This is a genomic window from Pelobacter propionicus DSM 2379, from assembly GCF_000015045.1.
Lineage (GTDB): Bacteria > Desulfobacterota > Desulfuromonadia > Geobacterales > Pseudopelobacteraceae > Pseudopelobacter > Pseudopelobacter propionicus.
Map to the genome: position 1 here is coordinate 3,260,574 of NC_008609.1, position 15,563 is coordinate 3,276,136.

At 61.4% G+C, this 15,563-nt stretch carries 12 protein-coding genes; 9 read left to right on the forward strand and 3 right to left on the reverse strand.

Annotated elements, in window-relative coordinates; all coding sequences use genetic code 11:
* Positions 1 to 61: 61 nt before the first annotated feature.
* The 3 genes from PPRO_RS14845 (at position 62) to PPRO_RS14855 (ending at position 2,488) form a co-directional block, all read left to right on the forward strand.
* On the forward strand, positions 62 to 877 hold the full coding sequence (locus PPRO_RS14845; RefSeq protein WP_011736824.1) for a M15 family metallopeptidase: 816 nt from the start codon (positions 62 to 64) through the stop codon (positions 875 to 877).
* Positions 878 to 1,132: 255 nt separating this feature from the next.
* Positions 1,133 to 1,324: a hypothetical protein gene (locus tag PPRO_RS21550; RefSeq protein ID WP_011736825.1), complete on the forward strand. Its 192-nt coding sequence runs from the start codon at positions 1,133 to 1,135 to the stop codon at positions 1,322 to 1,324.
* Between the two features lie 57 nt (positions 1,325 to 1,381).
* Positions 1,382 to 2,488 carry an FIST signal transduction protein gene (locus PPRO_RS14855; protein WP_011736826.1) on the forward strand — a complete coding sequence of 369 codons (1,107 nt, stop codon included), beginning with the start codon at positions 1,382 to 1,384 and terminating at the stop codon, positions 2,486 to 2,488.
* Between the two features lie 369 nt (positions 2,489 to 2,857).
* On the opposite strand, the gene PPRO_RS14860 is transcribed toward PPRO_RS14855, so the two are convergent.
* Together PPRO_RS14860 and PPRO_RS14865 are read right to left on the reverse strand one after the other, a co-directional pair.
* Entirely contained in the window at positions 2,858 to 3,643 is a 786-nt protein-coding gene (locus tag PPRO_RS14860) for an EcsC family protein (RefSeq protein ID WP_011736827.1), read from the reverse strand.
* Between the two features lie 23 nt (positions 3,644 to 3,666).
* Complete coding sequence (locus PPRO_RS14865) at positions 3,667 to 4,017, reverse strand: NINE protein (protein ID WP_011736828.1); 351 nt, start codon at positions 4,015 to 4,017, stop codon at positions 3,667 to 3,669.
* A gap of 252 nt (positions 4,018 to 4,269) precedes the next feature.
* On the opposite strand from PPRO_RS14865, the gene PPRO_RS14870 reads away from it, so the two are divergent.
* The 3 genes from PPRO_RS14870 to PPRO_RS14880 all read left to right on the forward strand — a co-directional run bounded on the left by PPRO_RS14870 (position 4,270) and on the right by PPRO_RS14880 (position 10,199).
* Positions 4,270 to 5,604 carry a radical SAM protein gene (locus PPRO_RS14870; RefSeq protein WP_011736829.1) on the forward strand — a complete coding sequence of 445 codons (1,335 nt, stop codon included), beginning with the start codon at positions 4,270 to 4,272 and terminating at the stop codon, positions 5,602 to 5,604.
* A gap of 211 nt (positions 5,605 to 5,815) precedes the next feature.
* Positions 5,816 to 8,446 (forward strand): bifunctional diguanylate cyclase/phosphodiesterase, encoded by a 2,631-nt coding sequence (locus PPRO_RS14875; protein WP_011736830.1) that lies wholly within the window; start codon positions 5,816 to 5,818, stop codon positions 8,444 to 8,446.
* A 103-nt stretch (positions 8,447 to 8,549) separates the two neighbouring features.
* Positions 8,550 to 10,199, forward strand: coding sequence for a methyl-accepting chemotaxis protein (locus tag PPRO_RS14880; RefSeq protein WP_011736831.1), 1,650 nt, complete (start codon positions 8,550 to 8,552; stop codon positions 10,197 to 10,199).
* A 118-nt stretch (positions 10,200 to 10,317) separates the two neighbouring features.
* Here the strand turns inward: PPRO_RS14880 and PPRO_RS14885 are convergent, their stop codons facing one another.
* Entirely contained in the window at positions 10,318 to 11,922 is a 1,605-nt protein-coding gene (locus tag PPRO_RS14885) for an ammonia-forming cytochrome c nitrite reductase subunit c552 (protein ID WP_011736832.1), read from the reverse strand.
* Positions 11,923 to 12,090: 168 nt separating this feature from the next.
* Between PPRO_RS14885 and PPRO_RS14890 the strand changes: the two genes are divergently transcribed.
* The 3 genes from PPRO_RS14890 to PPRO_RS19715 are packed head-to-tail and all read left to right on the forward strand — an operon-like array spanning position 12,091 to position 15,561.
* Entirely contained in the window at positions 12,091 to 12,555 is a 465-nt protein-coding gene (locus PPRO_RS14890; protein WP_011736833.1) for a peroxiredoxin, read from the forward strand.
* A 29-nt stretch (positions 12,556 to 12,584) separates the two neighbouring features.
* Positions 12,585 to 13,172 carry a YceI family protein gene (locus tag PPRO_RS14895; protein WP_011736834.1) on the forward strand — a complete coding sequence of 196 codons (588 nt, stop codon included), beginning with the start codon at positions 12,585 to 12,587 and terminating at the stop codon, positions 13,170 to 13,172.
* 34 nt (positions 13,173 to 13,206) lie between these two features.
* Positions 13,207 to 15,561 carry a PhnD/SsuA/transferrin family substrate-binding protein gene (locus tag PPRO_RS19715; protein ID WP_049759750.1) on the forward strand — a complete coding sequence of 785 codons (2,355 nt, stop codon included), beginning with the start codon at positions 13,207 to 13,209 and terminating at the stop codon, positions 15,559 to 15,561.
* Positions 15,562 to 15,563: the final 2 nt, after the last annotated feature.

A 15,563-nucleotide genomic window follows, 5' to 3' on the forward strand; every position in this document is an offset into this window, starting at 1 on the left:
CTTCCGCCCTTCCCGTCACCCGGCGACCTCACAAAAACCGCACAACATCAGGGAGAATACCATGAAGACAGCAGCGATTCGACTGATACAGCAGTGTCTCACCAATGAGGGATGGCTATCGGAAGCACCGGACGGTCGGCTCGGCCCCAAGACCCACGGAGCGATGAAGAGCGCTCTGCTCAAGCGCGGCACCACCTTGCCCGCTGGCTGGCAGGAGTGGCCTGAGTCTCGCAGGGCGGTCGCCTACCTCCAGCTGCTCTGCAGGGAGCGGAACATCGACGCCGGAGAGGTCGACGGCTGGTGGGGACCGCAGACCGATTACGCCTACGCCACCCTGGCGGCTCTTCTGACCAGCGGCGAGATGCCGCCCCTCTGGCGGGATGACACCCCGCTTCTCACCAACCCCCACAACTGGCCGGAGCAGAACGAGGCGGCCCTGAATGCCTTCTTCGGTCCGGTGGGCACGCAGCAGACAAAGCTGCTCCTTCCCTACCCCCACCGCATTGCCTGGAACCTGCGTCAGACCGTCACGAGTTTTTCCTGCAATTCCCGGGTCCATGACAGCGCCCTGAAGGTGCTGACCAAGACGTTCGACCACTACGGCATGGAACGGATCAGGGATCTGCGCCTGGACCGCTGGGGCGGCTGCCTCAACGTGCGCAGGATGCGCGGCGGCAGCAAATGGTCCATGCACGCCTGGGGAATCGCCATAGACTACGACCCCGAACGCAACCAGCTGACCTGGGGACGTGAGCGAGCCGCCTTCAGCCGACCGGAATACGCCGCCTGGTGGCGTTTCTGGGAGGAAGAGGGGTGGGTGAGCCTGGGGCGCCGCAAAAACTACGACTGGATGCACGTGCAGGCGGCGCGGCTGTGAACTGCGGACCGGCAGACAGCCATGGGCCGGGCGCGAAGAGCGATGCGCTTTTTTAGTGACACGACAACGCCTTCTTCATCGGGGGCGTTGCTGTGCTCAGCCCGGAAAAACAATCCAGATATGCTATGCTACTTCACAGTTGATCCATATAACAACGAATTCGCCTTCCCCGGAACAGACGGCTTTGCGGCGAAGACGACGGCACGCCACCTGCTCCAGCTTTTCCGTGGGCAGCCTCAAGAAAGGAGTCCAGGCATGGCCGGAAAAATCAAACAGATGATCGACGCGATTATCGAGCAGCGTACCAGAAACAACCCGGAGTTGAGCGGAGTGGTCAGGACCAAGCTGATGCTCAAGGGGGTCGACCCCAACAGGTATACGGAAACATCGGAAGACGACCCCAGGATCATCTCCATCCTGGAGGGAATCATCAAGACCTGTTCCTGATGGTTCGCAACGGTCCACCCTGCCCCCAACCCGTTCTCGACGAAAAGGAGTTTCTTTATGAAGATACGTAACGCATATGCGGAAAACCAGGCGCTCGACAGGGCAATAGAGACGATCACGGGCGCATTTGCCGGATTTGAACCGGTGCTGCTGATCTTCTTCGCCTCACCGTTCTTTGAGGGCACGGCGGTCAGTGCGGCAATGGCCGGCGCCTTCCCCAACGCCACGGTCTTCGGCTGCTCATCTGCCGGCGAACTCACCACGGGGAGGATGCTGAACAACGCCATTTCAGCCCTGGCCTTTTCCCGGGAGGCCATCGGAGATGTATGCATCCAGGTGGTGGAGGACATGCGCAACGGCATGGATGTCAACAAAGCCTTCAATGCCTTCCAGGAGCACTATGGCATATCCTCCCACGACCTGGACCCATCCCGCCACATAGGCATCGTGCTGGTGGACGGCCTCTGCCGGAGAGAAGAGGAGCTGATGGACCGCATCGGCGACCTGACCATGGTCAACTTTATCGGCGGCTCGGCCGGAGACGACTTCCAGTTCCGGGAGACCCACGTCTACGCCAACGGCACATCCTACACCAACGCAGCGGTGCTGGCCATCGTGCGCCCGCTGATTCCCTTTACCTTTGTCAAGACCCAGAGCTTTGTTCCCCTTGACCGCAAGCTGCTGGTTACCGAGGCCCGTGAAGAGGCGCGCGAGGTGATCAGCTTCAACGGGAAACCGGCAGCCCAGGCCTATGCCGAGGCCCTGGGAGTCGCCACGGAAGAGGCCTCCCGGCGCCTGAAGCACAACCCGCTGGGACTGATCGTGGACGGCATCCCCTTCGTGCGCAGTCCGCAGCGCATCCAGGGGAGCAGCATGCTCTTCTACTGCGGCATCAAGGAGGGGATGGAGCTCTCGCTGCTGGAAGCAACCGACATCATCGCCGATACCCGCGCCGCGCTGGATCAGGCGCGGAAGAAGATCGGCCCGCTCTCGGGAGTGCTCAGCTTCAACTGCATCATGAGGATTCAGGAGCTGGAGCAGAACGGCCTGACCGATCAGTACGGAGCGCTGTTAGGCGACGTCCCCACCGCCGGCCTGGGCACCTATGGTGAGCAGTTCATCGGCCATGTCAACCAGACCGCAACCATGCTGGTCTTCGGCTGAGAGCAACCACCCAGGTCACGGAAGGAGGCTGTCGTGGAGTTGCAGGACATGGGCGGCCGCCTGACCCCGGCATAGCAGGAAAAAACAGCCATCTGTTCAAAAAGAGGGGGGCGTGACGTCTGTCTGACGTCACGCCCCCCTCTGGTATTGCCCAGAAACGCTGACAGTGCAGTTTCCGGTCCTGGGCTTTCCCCCGGAACAGGCAGGAGTGGAATCAGATCGCAACCTATTGTCTCGCAGCCGCCAGAGCCCCAGAAAAACTGCTCCGGAAAACAGCTTCCGTTCTTGATCTGCGGCCACCCGTCGCTGGGCCCGCATCCGGCTGACAAGCCCCTCTTATCCCCGGGCGCGCCCATCGTGCGCCACCCTTCAGCCCAGCTCCCCGTACATCCGGCGGACCTCTTCGTGGCCATGGATCCGCTCCAGCCTCCTGATGATGAAATGGCCGCGCCCCATATCCTGAAAGTGATCGATGAACAGGGCATTGATCGCCGCGCCACCCAAGGCCCCCAGCACCGGCACCGCCTGGGCAGCCGCCTTCTGGGAGACAACGACGGAAAAGCGCGCCGCTACCTGGGTGATCAGCCTGACAAGGGCCGGAGCGCCCTTCCGGGTCAGCCCCTTTCGGGCCAGGTGCTCGGCAGCTTCCGAGACCGCCTTGGCAAGGGCCGCCCTGGCCGCGAAATAGCCCGCCTCGGCCGGATCGTCACCCTTCGACTGTCCGCCCAGGGCCAGCACCTGCAGGCACTGGAGCCTGGCATCCGGGTGGCGCAGATCCTCCCCCTGACTGCGGGCGATGTCAGCAATGGAACGCAGCATGATCGCCGTGGAGACAGGCAGCTCGATCGCCAGGGCCGACAGGCCGAATACACCTCCAGTGGCGCCGGTGGCCCCCACCGCGACCTTGTGCCACCAGTTGGACGCCTCCCCCCCGCATCCGTCCCGGTCCATGGTCAATAGGGCGACAGCCAGCGCCTTTTCGATGGACTTGCGGGCAGCGGCAATGATTGCCCCATGCAGCGATTCGGGCAGTCTCCTGAATCCGGCTTCGATGGGGGCGCCGACCAGACTGCTCAGGCGGGCGGCCAACCCAGGATTCTCCAACAGGTTCCTGGCTGTCCGCAGATCAGCTATTTCCGTGGCTGAGAGCGCCATGTACGTCCCTCCGATCCGGGAAATCACACCCCGCCGTACTTCCGGTTGAAATCATCGTCGCTCATGATCAGCAGGAGTATGGCATCGATAAATCCCAGGAGCGCCGGGATGAAGGTCCAGCAGAAGAGCAGATAGAGGATGCCCGCCCCGCTACGTCCCAGGTAGAACTTGTGGATGCCGAAGCCACCCAGGAACAGGGCGAACAGGATTGCCGCCAGTTTGCTTTTGCCGTTGGGCGCCACCGCGCCCAGGCTGCCAAAGGGGGATGCCTGCCGCACCCCGCACTTGGGGCAGATCTCGGCCCTGGCCTTGATGATCGCCCCGCACTCCGAGCAGTATTTCTCATCCGGGCCTTTTTGACCGCTTCCGTTCATCATTTCCTCCTGGTACAGCCTGCAGATAGAATTACGGGGTGTCCCACACAGCACCAAAACCTTGCGGCCAACGCAACTTGAATCAGCCCTTCCCGTCACCACATGTATCAGAATCATCCAAGAATAGCCACGGCAAAGAGCCGGCAAGAAGCACCCTCATCCCCTCTGCCTCAGCTCCCGGAACATCCGAATTGAAATGATGGGGCAATCAGGGTAAAGTGCCGCTGAGATTTCACTGCGAGGAGATGCTTCATGTCACGACGATTGCCCAAGATGCTCTATGCCGACCCGCAAGGGAACATCTTCGACCACCCCGAACTCTGCATGGCGGGCATGAACGGAAACCAGACAGTGCTGCCGGAGGAGATGGAACTGATCCCGCTCCCCGAGGACAGCCGGCTGTTCACCATGCCAGCCATGCCGCCCATAGCCTGGGACCGGCGCACAAAGAGCTTCATCACCCTGGAGAGCGTCCCCGGGGGGAGGAGACGGGGGCCCCAGCAGATCCAGGCCGTGGCCGCCTTCATGGCCCCTGGCTACATGCGCACCCTGCTGCCGGCCTGCGACTATCCCACAGAGAGGGAACACCTGCCGCTCTGGTCTTACACCGCCGTGGGCTGGGACGAGGAGCAGGAGTGCTTCGTGGTGGCAGCCACCCGGGTGGATAGCAACCGGAACTGGGACCCCTGCAACTACGACGACCGCACCCTGGACCCGCTGGTGCGCACAATGCTAGGGGAGATGCCGGACAACCGACTGCTGGAGCAACTGGCCCGCTGCGCCCTGGACTACCACTGCTTTGCCGCCAAGAACCTCTTCTACCGCCGCTGGGAGGCTCCGCTGCCCACCTCGCCGGTCTGCAACTCCGCCTGCCTGGGGTGCATCAGCCTGCAGCCGTCAGACTACTGCCCCTCCAACCACGAGCGGATCACCTTCGTTCCCACCCCGGAGGAGCTGTGCCAGATCGCCGTGCCGCACCTGGAGCAGGCCGAGCAGGCCATCGTCTCCTACGGCCAGGGGTGCGAGGGAGACCCGATCCTCCAGGCCGACACCATCGCCGAAGCCACCCGCCGCATGAAACGGGCCACCTCCCGCGGCACGGTGAACTTCAACTCCAACGGCTCCCTTCCGGACAAGGTGCGGCTCCTGTGCGACGCCGGCATGGACTCGTTCCGTTTCTCCCTGAACTCGGTGCGCGAGGATCTCTACAACCGCTACTACCGTCCCCGGGGGTACTGTTTCGACAACGTGCTGGAATCGGTCAGGATCGCCAAACAGGCCGGCCGCTTCACCATGATCAACTACCTGGTCTCCCCCGGCGTCAGCGACGCTCCCGAGGAGGTGGAGGCGCTGCTTCGCTTCGTGGCCGACACGCGAGTGGACATGCTCCAGCTGCGCAACCTGTCCATCGACCCGGAGTACTACAACCGCGAGATGGGGGTGACGGGCCGGGGCATCGGCATGTACCGGCTGCTGGAGCGCCTGAAGAGCGAGTTTCCCCGCCTGCAGTTCGGCTACTACAACCGCACGAAGGAGAACTTCTTCCCCTCCGGTTTCGAGCAGGGGTGGCCGATCGCGAAACGTTAACCCCCCATCTTCTTGCGCCCTTCCGTTTTTCACGATTCACGCTAAGATATCTACTGTCCATCAACGCCCGGGCCGGGCCATGAATGCCCCGGTCCGGGAGCACCACTCGTGTTCACCGTACCATTCGCTGGCTCCGCCCTGACATGCCGGCAACAGGATTCCATCCCCCTGGATGTTCGGGAAACACCCCGCTTCCACCCAAGGAGACGTAATGAGCAGAAAGACCAAGGCAATCCTGCTGCTTGTCGCGCTCATCGCAGGTATTTCCTCGTTTCTGTACCTCTCCTCCCACCTGATCCTGCTCAAGAGCTTTTCCCAGCTTGAACAGGACTACACGTCTGAAAACGTGAGACGGGCTCTCAACTCCATTGCCGACGACATCCGGCAGATAGACACGATCACCAGCGACTATGCCGGATGGGATGAGGCCTACGCGTTCATCGACAACGGAAACAAAACCTTCAGCAGGTCAAACCTTGACGACGCCATTTTCCCCAAGCTCCGCTTGAATATCCTCGTCTATGTCAGAAATTCAGGCGCTATCGTCTTTGCGAAGGCCTTCGATCTTCGTACGGGCACGGAATCACCGCTGCCCCCCTCCCTGGTGAAACAGCTGACGGCGAACAGCCCGCTTGTGCGCCACACATCCAGCGACAGCGTGCTGTCCGGGGCGCTCCTGCTGCCGGAAGGTCCGCTGCTGCTTGTATCGCGACCGGTTCTGACGAGTTCCTATCAGGGACCAATCCACGGATCACTGATCATGGGACGATTCCTCGGAACCGACGAAATCAGGCGCCTGGCAGATCTAAACCACCTTAACCTGTCCATCCTCCCCCTTAACGCAGCCCGACAATCATCGAAAAGCGCGACAATCCTGCCTCCCCTTTCGGCCACCAGGCCTATCGCGGTCATTCCCGGCAGCGGTGAAACCATCACCGGGTATGGCCTGATCAATGACATCCACGGCAAACCGGCACTCATCGCCCGGGTCGACATGCGGCGCAAGATCTACAGCCAGGGGGTGGACGCGGTCCAGTACTTCCTCTTCTGCTTCCTGGGGTTCTGCCTGATTTCCTCCCTGACCGGCTATATCCTGTACGCAAAGCTGCTCGCCTCCCGCAAGGAACGCAAAGACACGGAAAAAAGATACCGATCCGTCATCAGCCAGGCATCGGATATCATTCTGCTCGTAGACATCGACAGCAGGCGCATCCTGGAAGCGAACCTCGCCTTTCAGAGGCTTCTGAACTATGCCCCCGACAAGGCCACCCAGCTGACATTGTATGACATTATGGAGGACGACCGCTCCGGGGTTGACTGGCGTATCAACCGGATACTTTCGGAAAAGGTCTGCTTCCTGGGAGAACACACGGTCAGAGCAGAGGACGGCAGCATGGTTGAGGTCGATCTCAACGCCAACCTGGTTTCCTATGGGGAGCAACAGGTGATCTGCATGGTACTCAGGGACATTTCCGAGAGGAAGCGCTTCGAAGGAGAGCTGATGCACATGGCGCACCACGATGCGCTGACCGGGCTGCCAAATCGCACGCTGTTTTTCGATCGACTCAGACAGGGGCTCTACAAGAAGGAACGTTCCGGGAAGATGTTGGCTGTGATCTACCTGGATCTGGACCGGTTCAAAATCATCAATGACACCCTCGGCCATCACACCGGAGACATGCTTCTCAAGGAGGTGGCAGACAGACTGCGGGGAGTCGTCCGCAAAGCCGACACCATTTCCCGGCTGGGTGGAGACGAGTTCACCATCATCATCGATGAGATCGCAACACCGGCGGACTCGCTCCTGGTTGCCGAGAAGATACTGCACGTCTTTAGTGCGCCATTCCGCCTCGAAAAACATGAGATGTTTATCACGGCCAGCATGGGCGTAACCCTCTACCCGAACGATGGCGACACGGCGGAGAAACTGCTGAAGAACGCCGATACGGCCATGTATCACGCCAAGGAGGAGGGACGTAACACCTACCAGTTTTTTTCGGAGGAGATGAACTCCCGGGTCAGCGAGCGTCTCTCCATGGAGACCGGCTTGAGGCATGCCCTGGCACGGAATGAATTCCTGCTCCACTACCAGCCGCGGGTCAACACGACAACCGGCAGGATCGTGGGGGTGGAGGCACTGATTCGCTGGCAGCAGCCGCAGAAGGGGCTGATTCTGCCCGACGCATTCATCCCGCTGGCCGAGGAGACCGGGCTGATCATACCGATTGGCGAGTGGGTACTCAGGAACACCTGCACACAGGCCAGAGCCTGGCAGGAGGCCGGGTTTGCGCAGATGAGGATCTCGGTCAACATCTCGTGTCGGCAGTTCACACACGACAACCTGCCCGACACCATCCGGGGAATCTTGAGGGAGACCGGTCTCCAGCCATCCTGCCTTGAACTTGAGATCACCGAGAGCGTCATCATGCTCAACCCGGAGAGGGCCATCAGCCTGCTCAACGAACTGAAGGAGATGGGCATCTCCATCGCCATCGATGATTTCGGTACCGGCTACTCCTCCCTCTCCCTTCTGAAACGCCTCCCGGCAGACATCCTGAAGATTGACAAGAGTTTTGTCAGCGGCATTCCCGGAAACAAAAGTGACGAGACCCTCGTGGCTACCATTATCAACCTGGGGCACAACATGGGGCTTGGCCTGGTGGCGGAGGGGGTCGAGAGACAGGAGCAGCTGCACTTCCTGGAAGAGCGCAACTGCCAGGAGGTACAGGGGTACTACTTTAGCAAACCGCTGCCTGCGGAAACACTACAGCCCCTCCTGAAAAACGGAACCTATCCGGCGGCGGCAGGCAGGCAGCAGCCCACAGACGCCAGGGATATCTGAGGCAGCGATGTCTTCTGTGGCTGCGATTGACGGAGAAGACAGGCCAACGACACACATGCGCAACAATCGATACATCAACCTGGGTACAGAAAGGAAACTATCGATGTCAACCGCACGACTCTTCACCAGAATGAAGCTGCTCCACAAGCTGTTCCTGGCCATCACCGTCCTGAATATCCTCACCATCACCGCCTTCACCTGCTACAACTACGCGAACCAGAAAAAAACGGTACTACGGGGCATCGACGGCAGACTGCTGGCCAGCGCCCAGGGGCTGAAACTGGCCATGGACCGTTTTCATGAACGGCTGGGCCGGGGGGAAACCATCCCCCCTTCCGAATTCAGGAGGGAACTGGACGACCTGTCGGCCATGGTGAACCAGAGCGGGATCAACTACGCCTATACGGTGGTGATGAAGGATGGAGGGGTCGCCTTCACCCTCTCCAGCTATACGAAGGAGGAGCTGGAAAAGGGGGAGCTGACCACCCTGTTTGAACCGTACAGTGACGCTTCAACGGGGCTCAAGAAGGCACTGGCTGAGAACAAAACCGTTTATGAACAGTACACCGACAAGTGGGGGACCTTCCGTTCGGTGTTTCTCCCATCACGCCTGGCCGACGGAGCATCCTACGCCATCGGCATCGACATCAGCATCGACGAGATCAATGCGACCCTGCGCAGGACCCTCCTGGGCTGCCTGTTCATCGGCCTGGGCGTGTTCATGGCCGGCACAGCCGTCGCCTTCTGGGTGGCCTGGTACATCTCCCGGGGGATCGAGCGGCTGGCCAGCCACCTGCACCAGATCGCCGACGGCGATCTGGGAGTCCTGATCAGCAAGACATCGGACGATGAGTTGGGCATGCTGGCCGATGACATGAACCGCATGGTGGAACGTCTCAGGCTGCTTCTGGGTAGCGTCCGCCATGCCTCCGACAACGTCGTCGCCGCGGCCCACCAGGTTCACGCAAACTCCGCCAGCATGTCCAACGGCGTGGACGCGGTGGCGGCCCAGGCAGTGGCGGTGGCCACGGCGGCGGAGGAGATGGCCGCCACCTCCCAGGAGATCGCCGGCAACTGCGACAGCACCGCCGCAAGCGTCAGGGAGACAGAGGGAACAGCCCGAAGCGCGGAGGGGGTTGTCCGCCAGACGGTCCAGATGATGGACAGCATCGCGGAACTGGTGATGAAATCAGCCGCAACGGTGAAGGAGTTGGGGGCCAGCTCCGACCAGATCGGCACGATCATCGGCGCCATCGACGAGATCGCCGACCAGACCAACCTGCTGGCCTTGAACGCGGCCATCGAGGCGGCCAGGGCCGGTGAGCAGGGGCGCGGCTTTGCCGTTGTCGCCGACGAGGTTCGCGCCCTGGCGGAGAGGACCAGCAGGGCGACCAGAGAGATCGCCGGCATGATCGGCTCCATCCAGGGCAACATCCAGGATGCGGCCCGCTCCATGGAAGAGGGGGTCGCGCAGGTGGGCAGGGGAACCGAAGAGGCCGCCCGGTCGGGTGAGGCGCTGCAGGAAATCCTCCGGCACGCCAGCGCCATCACCTCCCAAATCAGCCAGGTGGCCATTGCCGCCGAGGAGCAGACCACAACCACCGGCGAGATCAGCGGCAACATCAACCAGATCACCACCATCGCCCAGAAGACCGTCCAGGAGGTCCAGAATTCCGTTGCCGCGGCCCGTCAGCTGATGGACCTGGCCCACGAACTGCAGGAGCAGGTCGGGCAGTTCAGGCTCGCCCCATAAGTCGACCAGGACAGTACAATACTTCCTTGAGATGGCGGGCGCGTGCCGCGGCCGGAAACCCACAGGCCCCGAACCTTTCGGAACGGGGCCTGTGGATTTTCAGCAGCGGCTTGGCCGGCTACTTCCCATCACCCTTCCTGGCCACCTGCATGGCGTCGTTCAGGATCCTGACCCCGGCCTTGGAGGCGGCTATGGAGCCGGCCAGGCTTTCGCGGGCAAGGTCGGGATTGTGGAAGCCGTCCGAGTTCTCGGCGGTCCAGTACTCCCACAATACATGGGCCTCCTCGTGCTTCTCCCGCGCCTGGGCCAGCACGCTCTCCGTAACCCCCATGCGCTGGGCAGCGACATAGCTGTCGATCAGCTGCCCCAGCCAGTACTCCGACTTGCGCATCTTGCCGCTGATGTAATTCCGCACCGCCTCGATCTGGTAGAGCTTGCGCTCAACGGTACTGTCGGGATGACATCCCAGGCAGGACTCTCTGACGTGGTTTTTGGGACGGATCACGCCATGGTTGGAGAAGGACTTGCCGTTTTTCCCTTTCTGCTGTGGCATGTGGCACTGGTGGCACTGAACGCCGGCCCTGTCGTGCACGCTGCCGGCATAGGTCTCGGCCTCGGGGTGCTGGAACTTGACCAGACGGGCGCCGGTTATGGCGTGCTTGAAGTCGTAGAAGTCGAGCTCCCTGTAGTGTTTGAGGAGCTGCAGCGAGTTCCGCAAGGGGAAGTGGTTGGTGCGGCGGTCGTCGAATCCCACCTTCGCGCCGTCGCTCCACTGGTTGCCGGCATTGCAGTTGTACTCAACGTGGCACTGGGCGCACATCATGCGCGAGTCGACCTTCTCCATGACGCCGATCTTGCGGAAACCATCCCTGAAGGAGATCATCCTCAGATCGGTCCTGCCGTTTCTGGCGAAGATGTTCGTTGCAGGCTCCTTTTCAATGGCCTGGATCAGTGCGTCACGCACCACGCGCGGCTGAGTGCCGTGGGGGTCGTGGCAGTGGATGCAGCCCATGGGGTTGTTGGTATCCTTGGCAATCGCCACGACATCCGATCCGCGGTCCCATTTCGCCTTGGGATCCCTGTCCCCCAGGAATTTCCACCTGAGAATATGGTCGGAGCTCTTGCACTGGATGCAGGTGGGGTTACCCGCCATGGCGGTCTCGGGCAGCTTCCTGCCGGTGTCGGTCAGCACGTCCCAGGTCTTGCCGGTCCTGTCCACCCCCTTCCAGCCATCCCTGTACTGGAAGCGCCCCCCCTGGAAGCGGTCCACGATGAACTGGTCCGTGACCATGAAGGCATGGCCGCGGGGTTCGGCATGTTCGAAGGTGAAACCGTGGCCGGCCAGGAGCTTGTCCTGCATGGGGGAGCGGCCGGTGGGGATGCCCTTTTCCCTGCGGGCATGGGCCTCGTAATTCACCGTGACAAAGCTGCCGTACTGCTGTTTGTGGCACCTGGCGCAGAGGGCCTGATCGATGACCGTCACCGGCCTGCTGCTCTCGGGATCGTTCATGTGTTCATCCATTTTGCCATGGCAGGTCGCACAGGAAAGGGAGGCATGGCGTGACCCCTCCTTGAGAGCCTTGACCTCTTCATGGCATTCGTAGCACTGCGCCCGTCCGTCATTGGCCGGTTTAGCTTTGGCGGCGGTGGTCAGGACCGGGAGCGACAACAGCGCCAGCGTCCCGATAACGGCCGCGGCACACGCCAGAGTATTCTTCCGCATCAGACTTCTCCTTTCCCCGTGAATTGGTTGCCTTGTCATGACAGGAAGTATACCAGCTGCGATAAAAAGCGGGCGTGGTGAAAATTTTTAGGTTGACCTGCAAGGTTTTGATGCTAAAGTAGACCCAATTGGTCCTGTTGAATTCAATTTACCTCAAGGAGGCAGATCATGTCATTGGAAGGAAAAAAAGCCCCTGACTTCACCCTGGAGGGGAGCGACGGCAAACAGCACAGCCTGAGCGAGTACGCCGGGAAAACGGTCGTCATCTATTTCTACCCCAAGGACAACACCCCCGGCTGCACCAAGGAGGCCTGCGGTTTCCGGGACAACCACGGGAAACTTGACGCTAACAATATCGTTCTGCTGGGCGTGAGCAAGGACAGTATCGCGTCCCACAACAAGTTCATCAGCGCCTTCGGGCTCCCCTTCGTGCTGCTATCCGACCCGGAGACCACCATGATGCAGGCCTATGGCGCTTTCGGGGAGAAGGTGGCCTGCGGCAGGAAAACCGTCGGCATCATTCGCTCCACGGTGGTGATCGATGCCGACGGAATCGTGAAAAAGCAGTGGCCCAAAGTCGCCAAGGCTGAACAACACCCAGCCCAGGTCCTCGACTATTTGAATATCCCGTAACAGGTCATATCACCCGCAAGGAGGATGTCATGAAACGGTTTATCTCTCTCGTAACCCTGCTGCTTCTGGCCCTGCCGCTTTCGGCCCTGGCCTCCACCTGGAACCTGGACCCGGACCACAGCGCTGCCCAGTTCAAGGTCAAGCACCTGATGATCAGCAATGTCAGGGGCAACTTCGAGAAGATCAGCGCCACCCTGCACCTGGATGACAGGGACATCACGAAATCACGGGTCGAGGTCAGCATCGACGTTGCTTCCATCAACACCGGTGTCAACAAGCGGGACGACCACCTGCGCAGCCCTGACTTCTTCGATGTGACGAAATTTCCCGCCATGACCTTCGTCTCCACCAGGGTGGAGAAGGCCGGACCGGGCAAGCTCAGCGTAACCGGCAACCTGACCATCAAGGGGGTTACCAGACCGGTGGTGCTGCGTGTTGACGGCCTGACACCCGAGGTGCGGGACCCTTGGGGCCAGATCAGGCGCGGCGCTTCGGCAACGACAACCATCAACCGCAGGGACTTCGGCATCACCTGGAACAAGAGCATGGACAACGGCGGCGTGGTGGTGGGAGAAGAGGTGGCCATCCAACTGGAGGTGGAGTTCGTCAGGAAATAGCAGGGCAGGCCGCATCCGCTGAAAGGAGAAAGAGGTGAGGAGAAGAGCTTCGCTTCCAACGCTCGCAGCGCTGCTCAGCGCTGTTTCAGCCACCCTCGTGGCTGCGCTCTGCGCAGGCTTACCTCCCCGGCCAGGAGAGAGACCGTTCCTGCTGCTTCTGCTGTCACCCCTGCTGCTGGGACTCACCCTCTCCCCCCTTCAGGCCCACGAGATCTATCCCGCCCCCACCGCGACCAGCGTCGCCTTACCCATACGCATCGGCGCCCTGGCCAACCGGGGGAGGGAGGAGTGCATCAGGCGCTGGAAACCGACCGCCACGTACCTGGAACACCACCTGGGGGGGAGCAGGTTCGAGATCGTCCCCCTCGACTTCGGTCAGGTTGCGCAAAAGGTCGCATCGGAAGAGGTACAGTTCATCATCACCAACCCGGTGCAGTACGCCCAGCTGGAATTCAGCGGCAAGGCGTACCGCATCGCCGGTTTCCAACTCCCCTCCCTCAACGGCCCCCAGGGAGTGTACGGCGGCGTCATCTTCACCCGCGCCGACCGGAAAGACATCCGGACCCTGTCCGACCTGAAGGGCAAGAAATTCTCAGCCGTGGACTCGGAATCACTGGGAGGGTGGCTTTGCGCCAGGCGGGAACTGCATGGCGCCCGGCTGAAGCCGGAGCGGGATTTCGCGAACCTTCGATTTGCCGGCACCCATGACGCGGTAGTGCGGGACGTCGTCTCCGGAACCAGCGACGCCGGAACCATCCGCAGCAGCCAGCTGGAAACCATGGCTGCCCAGGGAAAGATGGACCTGCGCTCCATCCGGGTCATCCCGCCCGCGCGTCCGGTCAGAGGTTACCCCTTTCTGCTCTCCACGCGCCTCTACCCGGAATGGCCCTTCGCCGTTGTCAGCGGCACAAACGACGAACTGTCCCGGCGGGTCGCGATCGCCCTGATGACCATGCGGCCGGACGACCCGACGGCGCTGGCCTCGGGAGGAAGCGGCTGGACCATTCCGGCGGATTACTCCGCTGTCCATGAGCTGTTGAGGGAGCTCCGCCTGGGGCCCTACCGGGACATGGGCAGGATCACACTCGGTCAGGTTATCACCCACTACCGCACGCATCTGCTGGCCATCACCGTCGCGGCTTCCCTGATCGCGCTGTTCGCGTTCAGGTCGCTGTTACTGAACCGCCGTCTCAGGGCGTCGCTTGCGGAACTGTCCCAGCGGACCAGCGAACTGAACGAATCCCGAGAGAACCTGCGCAACGAGCGGGACAACCTGGTCGCCATCTTCGAGGCCATGCAGGACGACATCTACATTTCTGACTCGAACCACACCATACTGTACGGCAACGACGCCCTTGCCCGGGACTTCGGCGACTGGAGGGGGCGCATCTGTCATGACTATCTGGATGACCGCACGTCCCCCTGTCTCGACTGCCGTCTCCGGGAGGTGCAAGCAGGCGCAACCGTGCGGCGTGAGCAGTTTTTTCCCAAGAGCGGCAAAACCTACGACATCATCGAGACCCCGCTGAGACAATCCGGCCGAACCGTCAAGCTGACCATCTTCCGCGATGTCACGGAACTGAGAGCCATGGAGGCCGAGCGCCTGGCGATGGAGCGACGACTGCTGCACTCCCAGAAACTGGAGAGCCTGGGGATTCTGGCCGGCGGCATCGCCCACGACTTCAACAACCTCCTCACGGTCATCATCGGCAATCTGGACCTGGTCCGACGGCGGCTTCTCCCTGACTCACCCACCCGAGGCAACATCGAATCCGCCCAGGCTGCATGCCAGCAGGCAGCCAAACTCATCGGACAGATTCTTGATTACACCGGCAAGATGCCGGTCATAGCGGACAGCATCGACCTCAACGATCTCCTCCGGCACAACGAGGCGCTCCTGCGCGGCTCGCTGCCGGAAAACGTCACACTCACCATCAGCATCTCGGACGGCATCCCCCGTATCAGGGGAGACCGGAGCCGGATCGAGCAGGTGGTCATGAACCTGCTGGCCAACGGGGTGGAAGCGGTGGGGGATGCACCGGGGTCCATAGCCATCACAACCGGCGTACGGGAGTGCGATGACAGCTACCTGGCGCAGAGCAGGATCGAAGACAAGCCGCCAGCAGGCAGGTTTGTCTATCTGGAGGTGGCGGACAGCGGCTGCGGCATGACTCGAGAAACCGAGGTGCGGCTCTTCGAGCCGTTCTTCACGACCAAGTTCATGGGCCGCGGGCTGGGGTTGTCGGCGGTCCAGGGGATCGTGAAGATGCATGGGGGGGCGATCTTGCTGGAGAACAGGCAGGGACGAGGGAGTGTCTTCCGCGTCCTGTTTCCCGCCAATGGCCCGGCCGACTCCCCTCACCCCTCTTCTCTCAGGAGCGGGCTGTAAAG